This is a genomic window from Streptomyces sp. NPDC052016, from assembly GCF_044548445.1.
Taxonomy (GTDB): Bacteria; Actinomycetota; Actinomycetes; order Streptomycetales; family Streptomycetaceae; genus Streptomyces.
In genome coordinates this window covers 146,388-169,931 of record NZ_JBIUBX010000011.1, presented here as the reverse complement: position 1 = coordinate 169,931, position 23,544 = coordinate 146,388, and the positions used below count along the sequence as shown (strand labels likewise).

Annotated in this window: 20 protein-coding genes and 1 riboswitch; of the genes, 11 read left to right on the top strand and 9 right to left on the bottom strand. The window is 71.5% G+C overall.

Going from position 1 to position 23,544, the window contains the following annotated elements; all coding sequences use genetic code 11:
* Positions 1-4: 4 nt before the first annotated feature.
* The gene (locus ACIHAR_RS16095) at positions 5-421 is read right to left on the bottom strand and encodes a cobalamin B12-binding domain-containing protein (RefSeq protein WP_365461924.1); all 417 of its coding nucleotides are present in this window, start codon (positions 419-421) and stop codon (positions 5-7) included.
* 373 nt (positions 422-794) lie between these two features.
* On the opposite strand from ACIHAR_RS16095, the gene ACIHAR_RS16090 reads away from it, so the two are divergent.
* On the top strand, positions 795-1,685 hold the full coding sequence (locus ACIHAR_RS16090) for an alpha/beta fold hydrolase (protein ID WP_365461840.1): 891 nt from the start codon (positions 795-797) through the stop codon (positions 1,683-1,685).
* Between the two features lie 239 nt (positions 1,686-1,924).
* The gene (locus ACIHAR_RS16085; RefSeq protein WP_400019838.1) at positions 1,925-3,430 is read left to right on the top strand and encodes a M23 family metallopeptidase; all 1,506 of its coding nucleotides are present in this window, start codon (positions 1,925-1,927) and stop codon (positions 3,428-3,430) included.
* 78 nt (positions 3,431-3,508) lie between these two features.
* On the opposite strand, the gene pcrA is transcribed toward ACIHAR_RS16085, so the two are convergent.
* A complete protein-coding gene (pcrA, locus tag ACIHAR_RS16080; RefSeq protein WP_400019836.1) occupies positions 3,509-6,016 on the bottom strand; it encodes a DNA helicase PcrA in 2,508 nt (835 codons plus the stop codon).
* Between the two features lie 611 nt (positions 6,017-6,627).
* Positions 6,628-6,803: riboswitch (cyclic di-AMP (ydaO/yuaA leader) on the top strand.
* 7 nt (positions 6,804-6,810) lie between these two features.
* Between pcrA and ACIHAR_RS16075 the strand changes: the two genes are divergently transcribed.
* Positions 6,811-7,980: an NlpC/P60 family protein gene (locus ACIHAR_RS16075; protein WP_365461845.1), complete on the top strand. Its 1,170-nt coding sequence runs from the start codon at positions 6,811-6,813 to the stop codon at positions 7,978-7,980.
* A 114-nt stretch (positions 7,981-8,094) separates the two neighbouring features.
* On the top strand, positions 8,095-9,069 hold the full coding sequence (locus tag ACIHAR_RS16070; RefSeq protein WP_400019833.1) for a tellurite resistance/C4-dicarboxylate transporter family protein: 975 nt from the start codon (positions 8,095-8,097) through the stop codon (positions 9,067-9,069).
* Here ACIHAR_RS16070 and ACIHAR_RS16065 read toward each other — a convergent pair.
* Entirely contained in the window at positions 9,047-9,400 is a 354-nt protein-coding gene (locus ACIHAR_RS16065) for a hypothetical protein (RefSeq protein ID WP_365461849.1), read from the bottom strand. The two genes, ACIHAR_RS16070 and ACIHAR_RS16065, sit on opposite strands and share 23 nt — an antisense overlap.
* A gap of 479 nt (positions 9,401-9,879) precedes the next feature.
* On the opposite strand from ACIHAR_RS16065, the gene ACIHAR_RS16060 reads away from it, so the two are divergent.
* The gene (locus ACIHAR_RS16060; RefSeq protein ID WP_400019831.1) at positions 9,880-10,956 is read left to right on the top strand and encodes an NlpC/P60 family protein; all 1,077 of its coding nucleotides are present in this window, start codon (positions 9,880-9,882) and stop codon (positions 10,954-10,956) included.
* A gap of 119 nt (positions 10,957-11,075) precedes the next feature.
* The gene (locus ACIHAR_RS16055; RefSeq protein WP_365461852.1) at positions 11,076-11,708 is read left to right on the top strand and encodes a hypothetical protein; all 633 of its coding nucleotides are present in this window, start codon (positions 11,076-11,078) and stop codon (positions 11,706-11,708) included.
* A 182-nt stretch (positions 11,709-11,890) separates the two neighbouring features.
* Here the strand turns inward: ACIHAR_RS16055 and ACIHAR_RS16050 are convergent, their stop codons facing one another.
* Together ACIHAR_RS16050 and ACIHAR_RS16045 are read right to left on the bottom strand one after the other, a co-directional pair.
* Positions 11,891-12,637 carry a response regulator transcription factor gene (locus ACIHAR_RS16050; RefSeq protein ID WP_365461855.1) on the bottom strand — a complete coding sequence of 249 codons (747 nt, stop codon included), beginning with the start codon at positions 12,635-12,637 and terminating at the stop codon, positions 11,891-11,893.
* Positions 12,634-13,926 (bottom strand): PspC domain-containing protein, encoded by a 1,293-nt coding sequence (locus ACIHAR_RS16045; RefSeq protein WP_400019828.1) that lies wholly within the window; start codon positions 13,924-13,926, stop codon positions 12,634-12,636. The genes ACIHAR_RS16050 and ACIHAR_RS16045 overlap by 4 nt, the downstream gene beginning before the upstream one ends.
* Positions 13,927-14,105: 179 nt before the next feature.
* Between ACIHAR_RS16045 and ACIHAR_RS16040 the strand changes: the two genes are divergently transcribed.
* Both ACIHAR_RS16040 and ACIHAR_RS16035 read left to right on the top strand, forming a co-directional pair.
* Positions 14,106-15,707, top strand: coding sequence for a PspC domain-containing protein (locus ACIHAR_RS16040; RefSeq protein ID WP_400019825.1), 1,602 nt, complete (start codon positions 14,106-14,108; stop codon positions 15,705-15,707).
* Entirely contained in the window at positions 15,694-15,936 is a 243-nt protein-coding gene (locus ACIHAR_RS16035) for a hypothetical protein (RefSeq protein WP_400019823.1), read from the top strand. Before ACIHAR_RS16040 ends, ACIHAR_RS16035 begins: the two co-directional genes overlap by 14 nt.
* A gap of 545 nt (positions 15,937-16,481) precedes the next feature.
* Here ACIHAR_RS16035 and ACIHAR_RS16030 read toward each other — a convergent pair.
* Positions 16,482-17,009 (bottom strand): DoxX family protein, encoded by a 528-nt coding sequence (locus ACIHAR_RS16030; protein WP_365461862.1) that lies wholly within the window; start codon positions 17,007-17,009, stop codon positions 16,482-16,484.
* A gap of 236 nt (positions 17,010-17,245) precedes the next feature.
* A complete protein-coding gene (locus ACIHAR_RS16025; protein ID WP_400019820.1) occupies positions 17,246-18,523 on the bottom strand; it encodes a hypothetical protein in 1,278 nt (425 codons plus the stop codon).
* Between the two features lie 189 nt (positions 18,524-18,712).
* Here ACIHAR_RS16025 and ACIHAR_RS16020 point away from each other — a divergent pair, with 189 nt between their 5' ends.
* Positions 18,713-19,633, top strand: a complete 921-nt coding sequence (locus ACIHAR_RS16020; RefSeq protein WP_400019818.1) for a DUF4429 domain-containing protein — start codon at positions 18,713-18,715, stop codon at positions 19,631-19,633.
* A 34-nt stretch (positions 19,634-19,667) separates the two neighbouring features.
* On the opposite strand, the gene ACIHAR_RS16015 is transcribed toward ACIHAR_RS16020, so the two are convergent.
* Positions 19,668-20,462, bottom strand: coding sequence for a class II aldolase/adducin family protein (locus tag ACIHAR_RS16015; RefSeq protein WP_365461870.1), 795 nt, complete (start codon positions 20,460-20,462; stop codon positions 19,668-19,670).
* Between the two features lie 196 nt (positions 20,463-20,658).
* Between ACIHAR_RS16015 and ACIHAR_RS16010 the strand changes: the two genes are divergently transcribed.
* Positions 20,659-21,135: a pyridoxamine 5'-phosphate oxidase family protein gene (locus ACIHAR_RS16010; RefSeq protein ID WP_365461872.1), complete on the top strand. Its 477-nt coding sequence runs from the start codon at positions 20,659-20,661 to the stop codon at positions 21,133-21,135.
* A gap of 13 nt (positions 21,136-21,148) precedes the next feature.
* Here the strand turns inward: ACIHAR_RS16010 and guaA are convergent, their stop codons facing one another.
* Positions 21,149-22,729: a glutamine-hydrolyzing GMP synthase gene (gene guaA / locus ACIHAR_RS16005; RefSeq protein WP_400019815.1), complete on the bottom strand. Its 1,581-nt coding sequence runs from the start codon at positions 22,727-22,729 to the stop codon at positions 21,149-21,151.
* A gap of 414 nt (positions 22,730-23,143) precedes the next feature.
* Here guaA and ACIHAR_RS16000 point away from each other — a divergent pair, with 414 nt between their 5' ends.
* Positions 23,144-23,425 carry a chorismate mutase gene (locus ACIHAR_RS16000; protein WP_365461876.1) on the top strand — a complete coding sequence of 94 codons (282 nt, stop codon included), beginning with the start codon at positions 23,144-23,146 and terminating at the stop codon, positions 23,423-23,425.
* The last annotated feature ends 119 nt before the right edge of the window (positions 23,426-23,544 follow it).

The window sequence follows — 23,544 nt, the reverse complement described above, 5'->3', positions numbered from 1 at the left end:
CCGGCTACGCCTCCGCCGCCTGCCGTACGTTCGCCCGCACCCAGTCCACGATCGAAGCCGTCGTCGCCCCGGGCGTGAAGATCTCCGCGACGCCCTTCTCCTTCAGCGGCGCGATGTCCGCCTCCGGGATGATCCCGCCGCCGAAGACGAGGATGTCCGCCGCGTCCCGCTCCTTCAGGAGTTCGATGACGGCGGCGAAGAGCGTGTTGTGCGCCCCGGAGAGGATGGACAGGCCGATCGCGTCGGCGTCCTCCTGGATCGCGGTGTCGACGATCTGCTCGGGGGTCTGGTGGAGCCCGGTGTAGATGACCTCCATACCGGCGTCGCGCAGCGCCCGCGCGATCACCTTGGCCCCACGATCGTGGCCGTCGAGCCCCGGCTTGGCCACCACCACGCGGATCGGACCGGCTGCCACACCCATCACTGCCTCCATGAAGCGACTCCATCCATCCGTACCGATTCCCTGCGTACCGAGACGTACCACCAAACCGGCCGGGGGAAGTGAACGAACGTTATCGCCAGCATCGCGCAACCGGCAGTTTCGCGGTGTGGAGCGAGGGGGAAATCACATGATGGGACACGTTCACCACCGCGCGGTTCCTTCTCCTCTTTCGGGGAACTCGGGGGGAACTCGCGCAACACGGGAGCCGCAACGAGGTCGCCGCACCACCGCGCCGCAGGCCGCGCGCCGTGGCGGTGCTCCGCATCGGCGCAGTGAGCCGACCTCCTCGGCGCGACTTCCACGAGGGCACGGGGGACAGAGGCGTCCCCGGCGTGCCGACAGGAGGTCGGCCATGCAGGTCACGCGGATGGTGCAGCCCCTTCTTCCGTTCTGCCAGCGCCTCCTGCCGTGCAAGCTGGCGGGGATTTCCGTGGCCCTTCTGAAGGCGACCGCCCTCGACATCGCGATCCTCGCCGCCCATCTGCTCCTCTACCCCTCCGGCATGGCACAGGAGCGCCGCTCCCCGGCCGCGCCCGCACTGGCCGCCGGTGACCTCGGGGAGGATCCGACCCGGCTGCCGACCCGGGCCCAGCCCCCCGTCGTCCTGCTGCACGGATTCATCGACAACCGCTCCGTCTTCCTCCTGTTGCGCCGCAGTCTCGCCCAACACGGCAGGCACCGAGTGGAGTCGCTCAACTACTCACCGCTCACATGTGACATCCGCATCGCGGCCGAGCTGTTCGGCCGGCACATCGAGGAGATCTGCGAGCGCACCGGCAGCAGCCGGATCGACGTCGTGGGACACAGCCTCGGCGGGCTGATCGCCCGTTACTACGTGCAGCGACTCGGCGGCGACGCGCGGGTGCGGACGCTGGTCACGCTCGGCACCCCGCACGCGGGCACCCGAGTGGCCCCCTTGGCGAACGCGCACCCGATCGTGCGCCAGATGCGCCCCGGTTCCGAGGTCATCGCGGAGCTGTCCCAGCCCGCCCCCGGCTGCCGTACGCGCTTCGTCAGCTTCTGGAGCGACCTCGACCACCTGATGGACCCGATGGAATCGGCGCGTATCGACCACCCGGACCTGGTGACGGAGAACGTGCAGGTGAGCGGCATCGGTCACCTCGCCCTGCCCGTACACCCGGCCGTCGCGACCGGCATACGGCAGGCCCTGGACGCTGACGAAACGGGATCCGACACGGCCCCCGCGCCTGCCGCGCACACCGACGGCCTCACGGTGGCCTGACGACGATCAGGCCGCCGTAGCGGCCCCCGACGATCGTCCGGCAGCCGCTCGACAACCTTCCAGACTCGAACACTCTTCGAACATAGGGCCAAACTCGCGTCCGCCCTCCCCCGAAACAAGGCCGATTGCCCCTTTCCCGCGGGCACGAAACCTGCGGAAGATTGTCGTGCCCGCGTACCGCCGGGTACAGTCGCCGCACTGCTCTGGCAGCCCCTGTTGTCGAGGCGAGAGAGAAGTTGGTGAACGATCGTCACCCGTCGGGGACTTTGACCACCCCGGCCCCGGCTTCCGACGCCGACTCCGCGCACTACGCGTCCTACGGTTCCCAGGAAGCCCAGTACGGCGACTCCACCGGCTACGGCGCCTATGACACCGGCGCACACACCACCGGCCACTTCGCGGCCGACCCCCTCTTCGGCGACCTCCCGGCCGACGGCACCTCCACGGGTGCGTACGACGGCGGGCAGTGGTCCACGGGCAGCCACCAGACCCTGCACTACGACCCGTACGCGGCCCAGCACCACGCCACTTACGACACGGGCGCCTACGACGCGACCACCTGGACCACGGGCGACCAGCATGTGGCGGCCATCCCGCACCAGACCGCGCCGGTCGACACCAGCGGGCAGTGGGACGCGAGCGCCTGGCTCCAGCCCGACCAGTCCGGCGGGCCCGCCGACCAGACCCAGCAGTGGGAATGGGGCACGCAGGCCTTCGACACCGGCGCCTACGACGCCACGCAGTGGAACTCCGACGGAACCACCGCGGCCAACTGCGCGGCGGATTCAGGCGATTACGAGCAGTCGGCCGAGCAGCCCTTCGACCAGCAGGCCACCGCCACCTTCGAGCAGGCCGCCTACGACGAGGCCGGGTACGAGGAACACCCCACGGACGAAGGCGAGTCGGCCACCACGGGTGAGCTGCCCGCCGTCTCCGTGCTCCCCCTCCTCGACGACCAGGAGGAAGCCTCCCCGGCCCCGGTCTCCCGCGCGGCCGCCCGCAACGCCGGCCGCTCCCGCCGCCGTACGCCCCCGAAGCGCTCCGCGCTGCTGACGGTGGCCGTGCCCTCGGCCTGTGTGATGGGCGTCGCCGGCATCGCGGCGGCCTCGGTCGGCACGCTGAGCGGCGACGACAAGGACACGTCGACGACCGCCTCGGACGCGCAGGCGGTGAAACCGTCCGCCGCCAACAACAAGCTGGACGCGCAGCTCCAGACCCTCACCGCCGAGGCCGACGCCTTCGCCGACCGCGCCAGCCGGACGCAGGAACGTATCGACCTCAAGGCTCAGCAGGAGGCCGAGAAGAAGAAGGCGGCGGCGGAAGCGGCCCGTAAGGAACGGCTGCGCCCCAAGTACGCCCTCCCGGTCGCCCGGCACGGACTGAGCGCCTACTACGGCCAGTCCGGCGTCAACTGGATGTCCCAGCACACCGGTATCGACTTCCCGGTCTCCTACGGCACCTCGGTGCTCGCCGCGACCGACGGAACCGTCCGCACGCAGTGGAACAGCGCCTACGGCAACATGATGATCGTGACGGCGAAGGACGGCACGGAGACCTGGTACTGCCACCTCTCCAGCTACCGCGTCGCCTCCGGTACGACGGTGAAGGCGGGCGACCCGATCGCCTACTCCGGTAACTCCGGCAACTCGACCGGTCCGCACCTGCACTTCGAGGTCCGGCCGGGCGGGGGCTCGTCGATCGATCCGCTGTCGTGGCTGCGCAGCCACGGGCTCGACCCGACGTAGGTCCCGGCCCTCTCGCGAGCCCCCGCTGTTCGGCGGGGGCTCACTTCGTGGGCGCGGGGCATGCCCGCGCGTCGGCCGCTACAGCTTCTCCACCGGCGCGTACCGCAGCAGCAGCCGCTTCGGCTTGGTGTCGCCGAAGTCGATTTTCGCCTCCGCGTTGGCGCCCGTGCCCTTCACCGCGACGACCGTGCCGAGCCCGAACTGGTCGTGCGTGACACGGTCGCCGACGGACAGCGCGACCACCGGCTTCTCCGCGGTCCGCCGCGTGGCGAAACCGGACGCGCCGGCCGCCGAGGAACGCGAGCGGGACGACGACAGCGAGGCCGCGATCCCGGACGCCGGACCGGAGGACACCGGCGAGGTCGCCCCCGTCCGCTTCCAGTCGACATGCGTGGCCGGGATCTCCTCGAGGAACCGGGAGGGCGGGTTGTACGACGGCTGCCCCCACGCGCTGCGCATCGCGGACCGCGTCAGGTAGAGCCGCTCCCGCGCGCGCGTGATGCCGACGTAGGCCAGGCGGCGCTCCTCCTCCAGCTCCTTGGTCTGGCCGAGGGCGCGCATGTGCGGGAAGACGCCGTCCTCCATGCCGGTCAGGAACACGACGGGGAATTCGAGGCCCTTGGCGGTGTGCAGGGTCATCAGGGTGATGACGCCCGAGCCGTCCTCGTCCTCGTCGGGGATCTGGTCGGAGTCGGCGACCAGTGCCACCTGCTCCAGGAACTCGGCCAGCGTGCCCCCGGGGGCGGCAGCTCCTGGCGTCGCCGCGCCCTCGCCGCGCTCCTGCTCGAACTCCAGGGCCACGGCGGCGAGTTCCTGGAGGTTCTCGATGCGGGTCTCGTCCTGCGGGTCGGTGGAGGCCTGCAACTCGGCGAGGTACCCGGTGCGTTCGAGCACGGCCTCCAGGACCGTCGCCGGGCCGGCGCCCGACTCGACGATCGTGCGCAGCTCCTCCATCAGCGCGTTGAACCGCTTCACGGCGTTCGTGGAGCGCGCGGCCATGCCGTACGCCTCGTCTACGCGCTTCAGCGCCTGCGGGAAGCTGATCTTCTCCCGCTGGGACAGGGCGTCGATCATCGCCTCGGCGCGGTCGCCGATGCCGCGCTTGGGCACGTTGAGGATCCGGCGCAGCGGGACGGAGTCCTCCGGGTTGGCGAGGACGCGCAGGTAGGCCAGGACGTCCCGGACCTCCTTGCGCTCGTAGAAGCGGACGCCGCCGACGACCTTGTAGGGCAGACCGACGCGGATGAAGACCTCTTCGAAGACACGGGACTGGGCGTTGGTGCGGTAGAAGACGGCGACGTCGCCGGCCTTCGCCTCGCCCGCGTCCGTGAGACGGTCTATCTCGTCGGCGACGAACTGTGCCTCGTCGTGCTCGGTGTCCGCGACGTAGCCGGTGATGCGCGCGCCCGTGCCCGCGTTGGTCCACAGGTTCTTGGGGCGGCGGGACTCGTTGCGCTCGATGACCGCGTTGGCGGCGGAGAGGATCGTCTGGGTGGAGCGGTAGTTCTGCTCCAGCAGGATCGTCGTCGCGTCCGGGTAGTCCTCCTCGAACTGGAGGATGTTGCGGATGGTCGCGCCGCGGAAGGCGTAGATCGACTGGTCGGCGTCGCCCACCACGCACAGCTCTGCGGGCGGGACGTCGTCCTCGGCGGGCGGTACGTCGACGGGGTGCTCGGAGGTCCCGACGAGCTCGCGGACGAGGGCGTACTGGGCGTGGTTGGTGTCCTGGTACTCGTCGACCAGGACGTGCCGGAAGCGGCGGCGGTAGTGCTCGGCGACGTCGGGGAAGGCGCGGAGCAGGTTGACCGTCGTCATGATCAGGTCGTCGAAGTCGAGGGCGTTCGCCTCGCGCAGTCGCGACTGGTAGAGGGCGTAGGCCTGGGCGAGGGTCTTCTCGAAGCCGTCGGTGGCCTGGGCGGCGAAGTCCTCCTCGTCGATCAGCTCGTTCTTCAGGTTGCTGATCTTGGCGCTGAAGGACTTCGGCGGGAAGCGCTTGGGGTCGAGGTCCAGGTCGCGGCAGACCAGGGCCATCAGGCGCTTGGAGTCGGCGGCGTCGTAGATCGAGAACGACGACGTGAAGCCGAGCTTCTTGCTCTCGCGGCGCAGGATGCGCACGCACGCGCTGTGAAAGGTCATCACCCACATCGCGTTCGCGCGCGGGCCGACGAGCTGCTCGACGCGCTCCTTCATCTCGCCCGCGGCCTTGTTGGTGAAGGTGATCGCGAGGATCTGGCCCGGGTGGACATGGCGCTCGGCGAGCAGGTGGGCGATGCGGTGGGTGAGCACGCGCGTCTTGCCGGAGCCGGCACCGGCGACGATGAGCAGAGGGGTGCCGGAGTGGACGACGGCGGCGCGCTGGTTGTCGTTGAGCCCCTCCAGGAGCGCGGCCGCGTCGATCGCCGGGCGCGGGGCACCGTCGCGGTAGTAGCCGTCCCGGTCCGGGGGCACGTCGAACTTCCCGCCGAACAGATCGTCCGGGATCGACTCCGGAGCGTGATCGTCCTCGGGCGGAGGCGGGGGTTCCTCCTCGTGGCCGCGCGGGGCCTGGAGGTCCGCCAGGAAGCTGTCGTCAAAGAGGCTGCTCATCGCTCTCCGAGTCTAGGGTGCCCCACCGACAACCCGCCGCCGTCCCGGAAACATCGCGGAGGCGCGACCGCACAGCGCATCGGCCCCCAGCCCGGAGGCGGGTCGGACGCCTTGCCCGGGAGGTGGTGAAGGACACAGACGCCGACGTGCGGGAGGCGCCACTTTGTCCGGACAACAGAACATGACCGACCGCCGAGAGTCGATCGGCCGCCGACGCGGCCAGCGACCGAACACCGGTGATCTCTTGCCGAGTGCGGCACCTTCATGGGGGCGCATCCCACCCACAGGAAGACGGCACCCGGGCTTCCGTCGACATGTCCGCGACGCTCCCGCGCCCCTCACACCGCACCCCTGCCGCCCCCGGCGTCACCACCGCTCGCGCCCGTGAAGCACGGGAAGCCGGCGCCGGAAGCGGGCGGACGTCTCCACAGTGGAGGAAATGCGGATCAGTCGCCCCATATCCCCCCGGGGTGATCACCAGGAGCCAAGCCTTGACCGAAGGTCACGAAAATGTATCGGGCATATCACCCATCAACCTTCACAGGGACCACACGAGTTGGCTACCGTGCCGGACAGGCCGTACGACCCCCACCGGCGAACCTCGCCGGGCCGCGCGGCCTCCGCCGAGTCCGGCGCGCCCCCTCGCGGCAGCCGGAGCCGGGGACCCACCGAGACCTTGGGGTGAATCGGCCCGACATCCCTTCGGGGAAGCGGCCGTAGGGCAACCCTTCCGAAGCACCCGCCCGAACCCGACAGCTAACCCGGTAGGCGGACGATGGAAGGAGTCGCCTCCCTTGGCGTCGCAGCACCGCAAGCCGCGCCCCGCGGGTACGCGCGTAGCAGGCATACGCACACCCGCACTCGCCACCGCCGCTCTCACCTCGGTGGCCCTGCTCTCCCAGACGGCCGAAGCCGCCCCGTCCGCCGACGGCAAGCCGAGCCTGGAGGAGGTGGAGAAGAAGGTCGACGACCTCTACCGCCAGGCGGAGTCGGCCACCGAGAAGTACAACGCCGCCAAGGAGAAGACGACCAAGCAGCGCAAGCGCGTCGACACCCTCCTCGACGACGTCGCCCAGCGCACCCAGAAGCTCAACGAAGCACGGGAGCAGCTGGGTTCCTTCGCCGCCGCCCAGTACCGCACCGGCACCTCCGCGCCCGACACGGCGACCTTCCTGCTCGCGGACTCCCCGCAGGACTACTTCGACCGGACGCAGCTGATGGGCCGGCTGACCGAGCGGCAGAAGGGGGCGGTCGACGACTACTTCACCGAGCAGTCGGAGACCATGAAGAAGCGTCAGGAGGCCTCGCAGAGCCTCGCGACGCTCACCGACTCGCAGAACGACCTCAAGACCGCCAAGGCCACCGTCCAGAAGAAGCTCAGCACCGCGCGTGCGCTGCTGTCGCAGCTGACGGCGGAGGAGAAGGCGCGGCTCGCCGCGATCGAGCGGCAGAAGCAGCAGGAGGCCGCCCGCAAGGCCGCGGAACTCGCGGAGCAGCAGGCGGCCGAGGCCGCGGCCGCGCGGCAGGAGAGCGACAGCTCCTCGAACACGAGCGGCTCGACGTCGTCCTCGTCGTCGTCCTCCTCGTCCTCGGACGCCTCGTACGCCACCAAGGCCGAGAAGGCGCTCGCCTTCGCCCGCGCCCAGATCGGCAAGCCGTACGTCTGGGGCGCCACGGGCCCTGAGTCCTACGACTGCTCCGGCCTCACCCAGGCCGCCTGGAAGGCCGCCGGCGTCACCCTCCCGCGCACCACCTACGACCAGGTCGACGCGGGCACCACCGTCTCCCTCGCCAACGCCCTGCCGGGCGACCTGATCTTCTTCTACGACGACGTCACCCACGTCGGCATCTACATCGGCAACGGCATGATGATCCACGCGCCGAAGCCGGGGGCGTACGTGCGGGAGGAGTCGGTGTACTACGACGGCGAGTCGTCGATCCACAGCGTGGTCCGGCCGGCCTGACGGACCGGGCCCGCCCCCACCGGGAGCCTGACCCTTCCTGCGCCCGCGCGTAATTTCCCCGCCCCGCGCGCGTGCCCCCGCGCAAGCCGCCCCGTGCTCCATAGCATCAGCGGCATGCCCTGGTCCTCCCTTCTGCGCACCTGGTGGGTGCGGCATCCGTCGGCGGCCGGGGCCGCTGTGATGGCGACCGGCATCCTGTCGATCGCTCTGCACCTGGCGGGGTACGAGGAACTGTCCCGGATCGCGCTCGCGGCGACGGTCGCCGCGTGGGTGGCACTGGCGGCGGACTTCGTCGTACGGCTGCTGTGGATGCGTGAACGGTGGCGGGCCGAGGCCGGTACGCCGGCGGCGCTCACGGCCGTCGCGGCGACCGCCGTGCTCGGCGTGCGGATCTCCGTGCTCGGCCCGCAGCCGCTCGCCGCGGCGCTGCTGGCGCTGGCGGCGGTGCTGTGGCCCCTGCTGCTGACGGACGTCGTACGGCATTGGACGCGGCGTATGTCCGGGACGGTGTTCCTGTGTTGTGTGGCCACACAGGCACTCGCTGTGCTGGGCGCGACGCTCGCGCGGGCCGAGGGGGAGGCCTGGCTCGCGCGCGCCGCGCTCGTGCTCTTCTGGTTCGGCCTGGTGCTCTACTGCCTCGCACTGGTCCGTTTCGATGTGCGGCAGGTGGCCGAGGGCGCCGGTGACCACTGGGTGGCGGGCGGCGCGCTCGCCATCTCGGCGCTGGCGGCCGCGAGGCTCCTCGCGGCGGAGGGCGGCGGCCTCTACCTGTGGAACCAGGACAACTACGGCGTTCTGCACACGATGACCGTCGCGCTGCTGGCCCTCACCCTCGGCTGCTACGCCGTCCTGCTCTTCGCCGAGGTGCTGTGGCCGCGCCCGCGCTACGACGTGCGCCGCTGGGCGACGGTGTTCCCGATGGGCATGGCGGCGGCGGCCACCCTGTCCGTCGGGGCCGCCGTCGACGTCCCGTGGCTGGACGGCCCCGGGGAGGTGCTGCTGTGGATGGCGGTGGCGGCATGGCTGGCCGTCGCCGCGGGGGCGGTCCTGGCCGCCCGCGCGTCCGTCAGGTCCAGAGCACCGCGATGAAGATGTTGGCCACGGTCAACAGGCCGACCAGGCCGAACAGGGGCTTCTCCACCCTTTCGTCGTCCCGCTTCACGTAGACGAGGCCGAGGATCACGATCAGCAGGGCCAGCTTCACGCCGATCTTGATGTTGTCGACCGGCTGGTCGTCCGCCTGGTTGAGGCCGACCAGGATCACACCGGTGACCAGCATCGTCGCCGCGCCGTGCAGCATCGCGGGAACGAAGCGGGCCGTGCCCTGGCCCATCGCCTTCATCTGCGTGAAGAAGCCACCCAGGAGCGCGCCGATGCCGATGATGTGCAGGCCGACGAAGAAATGGATGAGTACGTCCATGGAGCCGGATGCTAATCAGCCGCTCCGCCGCCGCCCGACACCGCCCCTCCCCCGGCGGCGCCCCCTGCATATATGCGCGCCATAGCACCCCGCCGCCCGGATGTGACCCGAAGACGCCGTATCGGTCAACGCTCCGCACGAAGTCGACGCCTCCGGACCGGATCGTCGACCACGTCCGGTCAGAGGGCAGTCCGCACGCATCACTTCCGCACATCCCGTTACCGACCCGACACCGCGGGGCCTAGCGTCCTCCCCCAGGTGACCGGCTCCCACCGCCGCCCGGGCCAGGGGCGGCAGTCGGCCACCACCGCCGAGAAGGTCCGGCGGCGCCCCGCTCCCCCGTGCGGGCCGCCGCCGGACCCGTCAGCCGCACCCCGCGGCCGTACGACCGTCCGCTCCCCCGGCGGGCACGGGCCCCGCCCGGACCCCCTGATGGCCGTACCGACGAGGCGGTCGTACGAAAGGACGTGCAGTCCCACGTGGCAGCACATCGCAAGCCCGGCCGACGCTCGCTCGGCGGCCATACCGTCCGCACGGCGGCCACCATCGCCCTCGCCGGCGCGGCGGGCGCGACGGGCTTCGACGGAACCGGACACGCCGAGCCCAAGCCCACACCGGCGCAGGTGAAGGCCAAGGTCGACAAGCTGTACCAGGAGGCGGAGGCCGCCACCGAGAAGTACAACGGCGCGCAGGAGAAGGCGACGGCGGCCGAGCAGCGGCTGACGGCCCTGCGGGACGAGGCCGCCCGCAAGACGGCACGACTCAACACGGCGCGGGAGTCGCTGGGTTCCATGGCGGCGGCGGAGTACCGCAGCGGCGGACTCGACCCCGCGATGCAGTTGGCGCTCTCCGACGACCCCGATGAGTACCTCGACGGCGCCGCCTTCGCCGAACGCGCCGGTGACCGCCAGTCCGCCGCCGTCTCCCGCGTCCGCAAGCAGCTGCGGGAGATCGAGCAGCTGCGCGGCGCCGCACGCGTCGAACTCACCTCCCTCGAGACGCGGCAGGCGGAGCTCAAACGGCACAGGAAGACGATCACCGGCAAGCTGGACGCGGCCCGCCGCCTGTTGTCCCAGCTGACGGCGCAGGAGCGCGCCCGGCTCGAGGCGGACGCGGGCGGAACGGCGGACACCCGGGCCTCACGTGCCTCGGCCGGCGCCCGCGACGGTCTCCCCGCCCCCGGTTCCGCGACCACCACCGCTCCCCATTCCCGTGCGGCAGCGGCCGTTTCCTACGCCTACTCCAAGCTCGGCAGCCCTTATGTGTGGGGGGCGACCGGCCCGAACGCCTTCGACTGCTCGGGGCTCGTGCTGGCCGCGTACCGCTCCGCGGGCGTCTCCCTTCCCCGCACGACCTACGCCCAGATCGACGCCGGCCGCCGTGTCGCCCGCTCCGAACTCATCCCGGGCGATCTGGTCTTCTTCTACTCCGGCATCACCCATGTGGGCCTCTACATCGGAGACGGCAAGATGATCCACGCACCGAACCCGTCGGCCCCGGTGCGCGTGGCGCCCCTCGACGAGATGCCCTACGCGGGGGCGACCCGGGTGGTGTGAGCGCGCCACGACGGGGCATCGGAGCATGGCATGGGCACGTTGACGCGGTAGGTTCGGCGCGCGCGGCAACGCCCCGCGTCGTACGTCGTCGCTTCGCCCGCCCGCCCGAAAGAGCACCGATGTCCCGCGCCACGCCGCCCTCCCTTCCTTTCCCGCCGCACATCCACGCCTGGCCGGACCGGTCGACGCTGCTGGCCGACCGCGAGCTGGCGCTGACGGAGCTGCACCGGCACAGCCTCGGAGTGCACCGGGTGCTGCTGCTGTGGCTGCTGGCACTCGCGGCGATCATCGGATGGTCGTTGCTGGTCCTGCCGGTGCAGCAGTTCGAGGAGAGGGACCCGACGGGGTTCCTCCTCGGTCCGGTCTTCGCGCTCCTCGGCCTGGCGTCGCTCTCCCCTTCCGTCATCGCCGTCGTCCTCGCGGTCCGCCGGGACCACCAGATCCGTCAACTCCTCGACGCCTGGCTGGCACTGGACAGCGCCCCCGTGTCCGACGTCCGCCTGCGCTCCCCCGGCCTCAGCCTCTTCTGGCTGCTGTCCTCCCTCGCCGTCGCCGCGACCGGCCTGTGGACGTCCTTCGGCACCGCGGCCGGCGCACAAGCGGGCCGGTCGACGTATGCCGACGTCACCCTCGACATGGGCATCGGCACGATCCTGTGGCTGACAGGTCTGATCGGCGTGGTGAAGGCGGTACGGCACTACCGGTGGGCGTTGCGGACGTTGGGACCGGTGCCGACGGCGGGCCGCCGGTGAACCACCGTCCTACCGCCACCGTGTTCGACCCCGGTGGCCCAGGAACCGCATCCGGTGCCCCGTGTCGACGACCCGCGTACGGCGTGCCGCGTTCGACTACCCGCGTTACAGCGTCCCGCGTTCGACGACCCGTGTAGGCGTTCCCCGTTCGACGAGGCGCGTTCAGCGCCCCGCGGCCGGCGTCAGACCAGCCGTCGTGCCGTCGCCCACCGCGTCAACTCGTGCCGGTTGGACAACTGGAGCTTCCGCAGGACCGCCGAGACGTGGGACTCGACCGTCTTCACCGAGATGAAGAGCTGCTTGGCGATCTCCTTGTAGGCGTAGCCACGGGCGATGAGGCGCAGGACCTCGCGCTCGCGCTGGGTGAGGCGGTCGAGGTCCTCGTCGACCGGCGGGGCGTCGGTGGAGGCGAAGGCGTCGAGGACGAACCCGGCGAGGCGAGGTGAGAAAACGGCGTCGCCCTCCTGCACGCGAAAGATGGAGTCGACGAGGTCGGTGCCGGTGATCGTCTTGGTGACGTAGCCCCGGGCCCCTCCACGGATCACCCCGATCACGTCCTCCGCCGCGTCCGACACGGACAGGGCGAGGAAACGCACCGGCTGGTCGGCGTCCGCCATCAACGCGGCGCATCGGCGCAGCACTTCGACCCCGCCCCCGCCCGGCAGGTGCACGTCGAGCAGGACGACCTCGGGCCGCGTCGCGTTGATGACGGTGACCGCCTGGTCGACGTCCGCGGCCTCGCCGACGACCTCGACGCCGGTCTCCTCGGTCCGTCCGATCTCGGCCTGCACGCCCGTGCGGAACATGCGGTGGTCGTCGACGAGCACCACGCGCACGCGGCGCCCGCCCGTGCCGCCGCCGGAGGCCTTCGCCGGCTCGGCCGGATCGGCCGCACCCGCCGTTCCGTTCCCCTCGGTCGGGTCGCTCATGACGTGTTCTCCGCCCTCTCCATCTCCAGCTCGACCTCCGTGCCACCGTCCGGCACCGCCCGCAACCGGGCCGTGCCGCCGTTGCGCTCCATGCGGCCGATGATCGATTCTCTGACGCCCATGCGGTCGGCGGGTATCGAGTCGAGGTCGAACCCGGGGCCGCGGTCCCGGACCGACACGAAGACCGTCCTTCCCTCGACTTCGGCGTAGACCTGCACCGCGCCGCCCTCGCCACCGTACTTGGCGGCGTTCACCATCGCCTCGCGCGCGGCCTGCATCTGCGCGGCGGTCCGCTCGTCGAGGGGGCAGTCGCCGACGACCACGACCTCGATGGGGACGCCGTGCTTGTCCTCGACCTCCGCGGCATTGCGCCGGACCGCGTCGGCCAGGGTGGTCGGCTCGTCGGCCTCGTCCTTGCCGGTGCCCTCCGGCTTGTACAGCCAGGTGCGCAGGTCACGCTCCTGGGCGCGGGCGAGGCGGCGCACCTCGCCGGCATTCTCCGCGTTGCGCTGGATCAGGGTGAGCGTGTGCAGCACCGAGTCGTGGACGTGGGCCGCGACCTCCGCGCGCTCCTGGGCGCGGATGCGCATCAGACGCTCCTCGGAGAGGTCCTGTGTCATGCGGACGAGATACGGTCCGGCGAGCAGCGTGATCCCGACGAGGACGGCGAGCGCGGCCTGCAGGACGGAGCCCAGATGGGCGGCGGAGCCCTGTAGGACGAAGATGCCGGAGACGCCTGCGGTGACCAGCAGGACACCGGCGCCCGCGCGCAGCAGCGTGAGCGTACGGCGTCTGCGGCCCACCTCCACCCAGCGGGCCCGGCGGGCGTTGTCCGCCTGGCGCCACACGAGGGCGACCCCCGCGCCGACGAGCACGGCGGGCAGCAGATACGCCTTGGCGCCGCTGCCCAGGTTCACGTTGCCCACGAAGACCATGGCCACGACGACCATGAGGAGCAGGGCGACGATCTGGCCCCTGTCCGGTTTACGCGCGACGAGTCGGCGCCGGCCGTCGGGCGCGGTCTCGGTGGCGACGAAGGAGGGGGGCTTCTGGCCGCCGACGCCGCCGACACCGAGCGGCACGAAGAACCAGAAGGCCGCGTAGAGCAGGGCACCGAGGCCGTCGGCCAGGAAAAGGCCGACGAAGACGAGCCGCACCCACACCACGGGCAGCCCGAGGTGCCCGGCGAGCCCTCGCGCCACACCACCCAGCCAGCGTCCGTCGCTGCTGCGGTAGAGCTTGCGCGGGGGCCGCGGTTCGACGAGTGGCGATGCTGCGGCTTCCGGCATGCCATTGATGGTCACACGGGTGCCCTGCCCGGTCATCAGGGTTTGCCCCCGAGACGCCCCTGATCTTCGACGCCTCCGCAGGTCGAACGCCTCCCGGGCCTCGGCTCAGGGCCGATATCAGGGTCCGACCAGGGTCATTCCCACTGCCGCCGGGGCGGCTCGCCCGCCACCATGGACCCATGGCAGACCACCAGCACGCCGCGGACGCCGTGCCCGACGAGGGCGCCGCGCCCGACGCGGCCGCCCCGTCCACCGGTGCCCCCGGCGCCGCAGGTGAGGAACCGCGCGCGCACGAGCGGGCGGGCGCGCACGAGCGGGCGGGCGCACGCGGAGAACAGGGTGCTCCCGACCGACCGGGCAGGACCGGAGAGGCAGACGTGACCGAGGAGACAGCGACGGCCGACACCGGCACCAGCACCAGCACCAGCACCAGCACCAGCACCGACTCGGATTTCCCCGGGGCGCCGTCCGCGTCCCCGTCAGCCGAGGACTCCGGCGTCCCCGCCGGCCCCCCGCACAGGTTCCGCCGCGACCGTGAGCACAAGATGCTCGCCGGCGTGTGCGCGGGGCTGGGGCGGCAGTGCGACATGGACCCGGTGATCTTCCGGATCACGCTCGCCGTGCTCTCCGCGACCGGCGGCATCGGCCTCATCTTCTACGGCTTCGCCTGGCTCTTCGTCCCGTACTCCGACGACGAAGAGAACGAGGTGCGCAAGCTGCTGACCGGACGGGTCGACGGACAGGCCCTGACCGCCGTGTTGTTCGCGCTCGTCGGCTGCGGGGTGTTCCTGTCGATGCTCAACAACGGCGGTGTGCTGACCTTCGCCGTCGTCCTCTCCCTTCTCCTGGCCGGCGCCGGGTACTGGTCGAGGCACCGGGACTCCTCCGACGCCGACCCGCTCGCCGCCCAGGCCGTCGCCGACGCCCCGCCGGAGGCCCAGGCACCGCCGGTCCCGGCGGCCTACCCCTCCTGGTGGCGCGACCCCATCGTCAAGGACGGCACGCACTACGGCGGCACGGGCTACCTGTGGGGCCCCAGGGATGCCCGCACCCCGGACCTCTCCTCGATCGCCGACGTGCGTCTCACCGGCCACAAGGGCGCGGGCGAGGACATACCCACCCCGTACAGCTGGTCATCCGCGCCGCGCGGCCCTCGCTGGATCGGCGGCTGGCTGTTCCTGCTCGCGGCGCTCGCGGGCGGTCTCGCCACCCGTGTCGCCTGGGACGAGCACCCGCTGGGCACCAGCCTCCAGGCCGGCCTGGCCACGGCGCTCGTCGTGCTGGGCGTGGGCATCGCCGTCAGCTCGTTCCTGGGCCGTACGGGCGCGGGGTCGGTGTTCCTGGCGATCGTCACGGCGGGCCTGCTGGCCTGTGCCGCCACGCTGCCCAAGGACATCGGCACGCACTGGGTCGAGACGACCTGGCGTCCCATGACGGTGGCTGACCTCCGGGAGGGCTACGACCTCGGCACCGGCGACGGCACCCTGGACCTCTCCCGGCTCGAGCCTGCCAAGGGGCAGACGGTGAGCACCAACGCCGAGGTGGGGTTCGGCCGACTGCGGGTGATCGTGCCGCCGGACGTGACGGTGAAGGTGAGCATCGATGTGGGCCTGGGCGACATCCAGTTGCCGGGTGAGAACCAGGAGGACGTGGACGTGCAGCCGGGCAAGCACAAGGAGGTAACCCTGTCGCCGGTGTCGGGCGGCAAGGACGCCGGGACCATCGAACTCGACCTCCAGGTCGGGGCGGGACAGGCGGAGGTGGCCCGTGCTGCGTCATGAGTTCCGCCCGGGCAGGCTCGTGGCCGGCGCCGCCTTCGCCCTCGCCGGCATCGTCTACGCGGGCGACGCGGGCGGCCTCTGGGAGACACCGTGGTTCGCCGTGATACCGATGGTGGTGGGCGGTCTCTGCCTGGCAGGGGCGACGGGAGTGCTGACCCGGTCCCTACGCAGACGGCGAGCCACCCGCCGGGGGACTCCCGCGGAGGCAGGCGCGGACACGGCGAGCTGACGAGCCGTTTCCCCTGGGTCGGCGAGGGGGTCACAAGGCCCCGCACGCCCGCCACCGGCCCCCCGGCTCCGGTCACCGGCACCGCCTGGGCTGCAACCCGGCGCCTGGCTCATGGTTCCTGGCCGCCATCGGCTCCCGGCTATCGGCCCGGCTCCCCGCTCCCCGCTATCGGCTATCGGCTATCGGCTATCGGCTATCGGCTATCGGCTATCGGCTATCGGCTATCGGCTATCGGCTATCGGCTATCGGCTATCGGCTATCGGCCCAGGCTCCAACGCCCGGGCCTGGCTCCGACCGTCACCCCGGATCGGCCCTCGGGCCGCGCTCCCAGCTCCGCCCTCAGGCCGCTACCGCCACAAGGCCTCCCCTCAGCCGCCACGGATGACCCACCGGCCACGGATCACGCACTCGCGACGGATGCTGTAGCCACGGCGGATGCCGCAATCCCCGCGGAGGCCGCGGGGGCATGCCGCGGGCGGATGCCGCGGCCGCCGTCGACCGCGGAGGCCTCGGTGTGGGGACAGAGGCCCCGGAGGCCCCGGAGCCTAGACGCCTCCCGCCCGCTGTCGCTTCCTGCTGCGCCACTTGGCGTCGAGGGAGAGGACTGAGGCGCCGGCGAGGACGAGGGGGAGCCAGGCCATGAGGTAGGCGAGGTCGTTGCCGTAGTAGTAGGGGTCCGAGGCCCAGCTCACCGTCAGCCACAGGCTGAGGGAGATCAGGGCGCCGCCGAGTGCGGCGAGGCGGGCCAGCAGGCCGAGCAGCGTGCCGATGCCGACGGCGAGTTCGCCGAGGGCCATGGCGTAGCCGAAGCCCGTGGGGCTCTTCAGGGCCAGGTCGACCAGGGCCGGGATGGCCGAGGAGTCACGTACGGCGCGCATCGTGTCCCCGATGGAGCCGGCGCCGCTCGCCTGGAGGAAGGCGCCGTCGGTGAGTTTGTCGAGGCCGGCGTAGATGAAGGTGATGCCGAGGAAGACGCGGAGTGGGAGGAGGGCGTAGCGGTTGGCGGTGTCCCGCCAGTCGCTGCCGCCATTGAGGTAGGGGGTGCGCGTGTCCGTTCGCATGCTGTGAGTCATCGCCCGTGGTCGCCTCTCGCCCGACGTGGTGGACCCCTCAACTGACCATACGTACCAGATGGGAGGTGCGCTCAATGGTTGACCGGACTGGGTGGAAGATGTCCCTGCCCGAGCTGACCTTTTTCCGTCGGCTCCCGCTGCTCCATCCGCTCCATCCGCTCCGTCTGCTCCATCTCCTCCATCTGCTCCGTCTCTTCCGCCCGCTCCTTTCACCGCGGCTGTTCCGGCCGCTCCGGTTACTCCGTCACGTCGATCGCGTACCGGTTCGTCTCCACGCCCGCCGCCGTCACCACCTGGACCTCGACCCGGCCGGGTTCGACCTCCGCGGGGACCGGGACGGTGAGCACGGCGTCGGTGGGGTTGCTGAAGCCGCCCGTGACGGGGACGAGGGGGACGTGGACGTGGACCGTGCCGATTCGGACGGCCATGCGGGAGAGCCGGTCGGCGGACTGTGCGCCGGGCGGGACGAAGCCGGCGCCGCGGATCTCGATGTCGTCGCCGGTGCGGATCGGGGCGTCCAGGTCACCGGCCTCGCGGGAGCGGACGACGGAGAGGATGACGGGGCGGCCGCCCTCCGCGTACTTGCCGGCGAGGTAGGTCGCGGCCGAGACCAGTACCACCACGGCCAGCCCCCAGGGCAGGTCGGGCAGCTGGTCGGGGCGGCGGGCGAGGCGTACGGCGGCGAAGGCCAGGGCGACGGCGCTGATCAGGACGTACTGGATGTCGGCGAAGGTGCCGCGGCCGGCGTCGTCGGTCAGCAGGTCGGCGGCCCGTGGCCGGTGTGCGCGGACCTTCTGCAGCCGCTGGGCCAGGACGCGCAGACCGACGACCCGCCGCACCAGCACGGCGATCGCGCAGACCACGGCGAGGACGGTCACCATGCCGGCGCCGCGGGCGAGGTCGAGTCCGGAGATCAGCGCGTCGCGTTCGGCGGGGCCGGAGGCGGCGGCCAGCCTGCCCACCAGGACCAGGACGGCGTACGCGACGAGCAGCACCCAGGAGGCGGCGACCGCGCGGGACGTGGACAGGCGGTTGTCCTCGCCGATGACGGGGGCCAGCGCGCCGCCGCGGGCCCGGTGGAACCAGGAGGCGGCGGTGAGCGCACAGGCGACGACCAGGGCGGCGAGCAGTCCGGCGGTGCGGGCCGTGGTCCAGCCCGCGCCGATCGCGGTGAGGGACTGCACGAGCAGCAGGAGGACGACGGCCGCCCACACCGTGGCCGCCGTACGCACCCACAGACGGGTGAGCCAGGCCTCGCCCTCGGCACGGCCGCGTTCGGCGACAAGCTCCGCCGACTGGGTCAGTTCCTCCGACACCCACTGGCGGGAGGCCGAGGCCGAATGGGCGACGGCGGCCGGCAGGCCCTGCCCGGCGGCGAACTCGTCGCGCTTGAGCAGGAACGCGGCGACCGCGCGCCGGTGCCCCTCGCGTGCCCCGTGCGGACAGTCCCCGCAGGTGCACCCGCCCTCGTGCGCGGCCGTTTCCGGCCCCTGTCTCGCTTCCTGCACCGCCACGTCCGACGCCTGCCTTCCCCACGACCTTCACGACGGGTGACCCTCGAAGAACCAGGTCGCTGTCGTGCGAACAACTCCCCTGTGATGACAGCGAATTGTGCCCTACGGCACACCCCTCGACTCCGGCAGGTCTGGTCAGCGCGGGTGATGCGGGGGCCGCCGTGTTGACCTGGCTGCGAGAATTTCCGTATGGCCGAGATCATCCAGCGTGACGGGGCCTGGGCCTTCGACGGCACGACGGTGAGGATCACGCCGGGACTCCACCGGGGGGTGCCGCTGTTCCGCCAGTCGTACGGGGAGATCGCCGTGCCTCTGGAGGCCGTCGCCGGGGTGGTGTACGAGCCCGAACGCAAGCGTGGCCGACTGCGGTTGCGGCTGCGCGAGGGGGCGGATCCGCTGTTGCAGGCGACGGGCGGGCGCCTGCCGGACACGGCCGATCCCTACCGGCTCGTCGTGGCCGTGGACGCCTGGGGGACGGCGGAGTACGTGGCCGAGGAGATCCGGCACGCGCTGCTGCTCGACCAGGTCCCGAAGGAGCCGGCCAAGGCCTATCTGCTGCCTGGCCCCCCGGTCCCGGTGTCCGTCCGTTCCTCCGACGGCACGGTCTCCTTCGACGGCACCCGGGTGCGTATCGACTGGGCCGACTCGGCGGACCGGGTGAAGCGGGCGACGGGCTCGCGCGTCATCCATGTGGGCGACCTGGTGCAGGTCGAGTGGCTGCCCAACACCGGCCACGAGGACGGTTTCCTGCGTTTCGTGACCCGCGAGACGGTGTTCGCGAGGCTGCCGCCGGAGAAGGACCCGTACGCCCTGGACCTGTGGGGCAGCGCCCGGCGTGACCTGCTGACCGCGTTGGTGGCGACCGCCGTCACCGCCCGGCTGCCGCACCCGTCCACCCGCACGGGCGACGGGCGCGACCGGTGCCCGGACGGTCACCCGGACCGGCAGGCGGACCGCTCCGCGCACGCGGCGGCAGCCGTGCCCGCACAGTCCGACCACCACGACGTGCTGCTGCGCCGGCTGAGGGAGTTGGGTGAGCTGCACCGCGACGGGGTGCTCACGGACGAGGAGTTCGCGCGGACGAAGGCAGTCGTGCTGCGGGGGTTCTGAGCGTTGCGAGCCGCCCGCCGCCGGGCGACCGGCGTCAGGACAGCAGGTCGGGCTCGCTCCGGCTGATGTCCTGCCACAGCGGCTGGTAGTTGATCCACGCGACGAGGTCGCCGCCGAGCTGCTCGCGGGTGGACACGGCCGCACGGTGGTCGATGAGCACCGGGCGGCCCGCGGCGCGGGCGGTGAGCTGGACCTGGCAGGAGCGTTCCATGGACAGGAACCACCAGGCGGCCGCGTCGACGGAGTCCCCGACGGTCAGCAGTCCGTGGTTGCGGAGCACGAGCGCCTTGTGGGTGCCGAGCGCGGTGGCGACGCGCCGGCCCTCCTCGGCGTCGACGGCGACGCCGGTGTAGGCGTCGTAGAGGGCGTGGTCCTCGTAGAAGGCGCAGCTCTCCTGGGTGATCGGGTCCAGCAGTTCGCCGAGGGCGGCGAGGGCGCGGCCGTGCACGGAGTGGCAGTGGGCGACGGCGACGACGTCGGGCCGGGCCGCGTGCACCTGGGCGTGCACGGTGAAGGCGGCCTGGTTGACGTGGTAGCGGCCCTCGACGACCTGCCCGTCCCGGTTGGCCAGCACGAGGTCGCTCACCGTGACGTGCTTGAAGGGGATGCCGAACGGATTGACCCAGAAGCAGTCGCTGTACTCGGGATCGCGCGCGGTGATGTTCCCGGAGACGCCGTCCTCGAAGCCGAGCCGTCCGAAGATCCGCACCGCGCCCGCGAGTCGTTCCTTGCGGTGCCGGCGCTCGTCCTCGACCGAATCGTGCATCGGCGGCATGGCGAACTGCAGCCGGTCGGTGGGCAGCGGGGCGGGCGGCGTGGGCCCGTGCATCGGTCCTCCAGCGCTGGGTTGCTCTACGGGGCGGAAGTTACCGTCGGTCAGGCCAAAAGGGCAGAGCCGTTATGCAAAGATGACGATTTCCGTCACCGATGGAGCATGCCATGGCCCGCCTCCGTCCCGGTGTCCGAGACACGTCCGAGGGAAATTCCGGACAACAGCTGTCGGGTATCGGCGACACACTCGCCGTATGACAGTGAACTGGGCAGCTTTCGCGGATGCCGAACCCGACCTCGCGAAGACCGTCGAGGACCGTTTCGGCGCCTTCACCCACCACGCCCTCGCGACCCTGCGCAAGGACGGCTCCCCCCGCCTGAGCGGGCTGGAGGTGCGTTTCCTGGACGGCGAGCTGTGGCTCGGCATGATGCCGGGCTCGCTCAAGGCACTCGACCTGCTCCGCGACCCCCGCTTCTCCCTCCAGGCCAACCTCGGGGAGGGCACCGGCATGGGCGGCGGCGACGTCCGCATCAGCGGGCGGGCCGTCGAGGTCGGCGACGAGGAGGCGGTGAAGTCGGGATACGTGAAAGAGGTGGAACCGCCGCAGCCGTTCCACCTCTTCCGCACCGAACTGACGGAGGTCGTGCGGACCTACGTCGAGGACGACACGTATCTGGTCGTCCAGGTCTGGAAGCCCGGAGAGCCGGTGCGGACTCTCAAGCGGACCTGACGTCGGGGAGTGCCTACTCCCACTCGATGGTGCCCGGCGGCTTCGAGGTCACGTCGAGCACCACCCGGTTGACGTCCCGCACCTCGTTGGTGATCCGCGTCGAGATCTTGGCCAGCACGTCGTACGGCAGGCGCGACCAGTCGGCCGTCATCGCGTCCTCGGAGGAGACGGGGCGCAGCACGATCGGGTGACCGTAGGTGCGGCCGTCGCCCTGGACGCCGACGCTGCGGACGTCCGCGAGCAGGACCACCGGGCACTGCCAGATGTCGCGGTCGAGGCCGGCCGCCGTCAGCTCCTCGCGAGCGATGGCGTCGGCCTCGCGGAGCAGGTCGAGCCGCTCCTTGGTGACCTCGCCGACGATCCGGATGCCGAGGCCCGGGCCCGGGAACGGCTGGCGCTGGACGATCTCCTCCGGCAGGCCGAGCTCCTGGCCGACCATGCGGACCTCGTCCTTGAACAGCTTGCGGAGGGGCTCGATGAGCTGGAACTCGAGGTCCTCGGGAAGGCCGCCGACGTTGTGGTGCGACTTGATGTTCGCGGTGCCGGTGCCGCCGCCGGACTCCACGACGTCCGGGTAGAGCGTGCCCTGGACCAGAAACTCCACCGCCGGACCCTCGTCCGCGATGATCTCGGCCTGCGCCTGCTCGAAGACGCGGATGAACTCGCGGCCGATGATCTTCCGCTTCTCCTCGGGATCGGAGACCCCCGCGAGCGCCTTGAGGAACCGCTCCTCCGCGTCCACCACCTTCAGCTGTACGCCGGTCGCGGCCACGAAGTCCTTCTCGACCTGCTCGGTCTCGCCCTTGCGCATGAGGCCGTGGTCGACGTACACGCAGGTGAGCTGGGAGCCGATGGCCTTCTGGACGAGGGCGGCGGCCACGGCGGAGTCGACGCCGCCGGACAGGCCGCAGATGGCGCGCTTGTCGCCGACCTGCTCGCGGATGGCGGCGACCTGCTCCTCGATGACGTTGCCGGTGGTCCAGTTCGGCTTCAGGCCGGCGCCGCGGTAGAGGAAGTGCTCCAGCACCTGCTGGCCGTGCGTGGAGTGCATGACCTCGGGGTGGTACTGGACGCCGTACAGCTTCTTCTCGTCGTTCTCGAAGGCGGCGACCGGCACGACGTCCGTGGACGCCGTGACGGCGAAGCCCTCGGGGGCGGCGGAGCAGGCGTCGCCGTGCGACATCCACACGGCCTGCTCGGCCGGGGTGCCCTCGAAGAGGGTGGAGGAGGAGCGGGAGACGTGCAGCTCCGTGCGGCCGTACTCACGGGCGCCGGTGTTGTCGACGGTGCCGCCGAGCGTCTGCGCCATCAGCTGGAAGCCGTAGCACATGCCGAAGACGGGGACGCCGGATTCGAAGATCTCGCGGTCGAGGCGGGGAGCACCCTCCTCGTAGACGGACGAGGGGCCGCCGGAGAGGATGATCGCCGCCGGGTTCTTGGCGAGCATCTCCGCGACCGGCATGGTGCTCGGCACGATCTCGCTGTAGACCCGGGCCTCGCGGACTCGACGGGCGATGAGCTGGGCGTACTGCGCGCCGAAGTCGACGACCAGGACGGTGTCGGTGGCGGCGGCAGCGGGAGTCGCTGATGACACGGGGGCCTTCCGGCGGTTCGGGCGAGGGTCTCTGTGCTGGCCAATTCTACCGAGGCGGGCGTCGAACCGGTCCCGTCGCCGGAGGCCGCCTCCCCCGGCTCCCGCCGCCGGCCCGGAAACGGGCCTCTTTCCCGGACGCCGGACAGGCTGGATCACCCGGACCGACGCCCGGAACCCGTCTCAGCATCCGAACCCTTTTGGGCTCCGTCCCTCCCCCGTGCATACTGGCCGCATGCTCACGCAGACGACCTTCTTCTTTACCTATGGCACCCGGCCCGCCGGCTGCCATGGTCGTGCTGCTTGAGCGAACCGCCAAGCGACTTCCCAGGCGCCCCGGGCCGACAAGGCCCGGGGCGCCTGTCGTTTTCCGGGTCCTGCCGTTCCGGGGCGCCCCTCACCACCACAGGAGCCCTCATGACCGCCCTCGACGTGACCGGCGCCCGGACCTCCGAGGCCGCCGACGTGATCACCGGCGCACGTGAGCGCATCGACGCGCTCGACGACCGGATCATCGGTCTGATCCAGGAACGGATGGCCGTGTCCGCGGTCATCCAGGAGGCCCGGATCACCTCCGGCGGCCGGCGCGTGAACCTGTCCCGTGAGATGGAGGTCCTCGGTCACTACAGCGGGGCCCTCGGCAAGCCCGGCACGGCCCTCGCGATGACGCTGCTCGAGCTCTGCCGGGGTCGCATCTGAGTTCGCTCTCCGTCTCACCCGTACGGCGCGTGACCGGCCCCGGGACGGCTTCGTTGGTCCCGGTGTCCGTTCCAGCCAGGGGCGGGCCCGGAAGAACCACGCGTGGCTCGCTGGAGCGA

Bases quoted from the DNA above. Each gene is read 5' to 3' on its own strand.
- ACIHAR_RS16095 (WP_365461924.1), bottom strand. From the start codon at position 421: ATGGGTGTGGCAGCCGGTCCGATCCGCGTGGTGGTGGCCAAGCCGGGG.
- ACIHAR_RS16090 (WP_365461840.1), top strand. From the start codon at position 795: ATGCAGGTCACGCGGATGGTGCAGCCCCTTCTTCCGTTCTGCCAGCGC.
- pcrA (WP_400019836.1), bottom strand. From the start codon at position 6,016: ATGAGCAGCCTCTTTGACGACAGCTTCCTGGCGGACCTCCAGGCCCCG.
- ACIHAR_RS16070 (WP_400019833.1), top strand. From the start codon at position 8,095: ATGCCCTGGTCCTCCCTTCTGCGCACCTGGTGGGTGCGGCATCCGTCG.
- ACIHAR_RS16065 (WP_365461849.1), bottom strand. From the start codon at position 9,400: ATGGACGTACTCATCCATTTCTTCGTCGGCCTGCACATCATCGGCATC.
- ACIHAR_RS16055 (WP_365461852.1), top strand. From the start codon at position 11,076: ATGTCCCGCGCCACGCCGCCCTCCCTTCCTTTCCCGCCGCACATCCAC.
- ACIHAR_RS16050 (WP_365461855.1), bottom strand. From the start codon at position 12,637: ATGAGCGACCCGACCGAGGGGAACGGAACGGCGGGTGCGGCCGATCCG.
- ACIHAR_RS16045 (WP_400019828.1), bottom strand. From the start codon at position 13,926: ATGCCGGAAGCCGCAGCATCGCCACTCGTCGAACCGCGGCCCCCGCGC.
- ACIHAR_RS16040 (WP_400019825.1), top strand. From the start codon at position 14,106: ATGGCAGACCACCAGCACGCCGCGGACGCCGTGCCCGACGAGGGCGCC.
- ACIHAR_RS16030 (WP_365461862.1), bottom strand. From the start codon at position 17,009: ATGACTCACAGCATGCGAACGGACACGCGCACCCCCTACCTCAATGGC.
- ACIHAR_RS16020 (WP_400019818.1), top strand. From the start codon at position 18,713: ATGGCCGAGATCATCCAGCGTGACGGGGCCTGGGCCTTCGACGGCACG.
- ACIHAR_RS16015 (WP_365461870.1), bottom strand. From the start codon at position 20,462: ATGCACGGGCCCACGCCGCCCGCCCCGCTGCCCACCGACCGGCTGCAG.
- ACIHAR_RS16010 (WP_365461872.1), top strand. From the start codon at position 20,659: ATGACAGTGAACTGGGCAGCTTTCGCGGATGCCGAACCCGACCTCGCG.
- ACIHAR_RS16000 (WP_365461876.1), top strand. From the start codon at position 23,144: ATGACCGCCCTCGACGTGACCGGCGCCCGGACCTCCGAGGCCGCCGAC.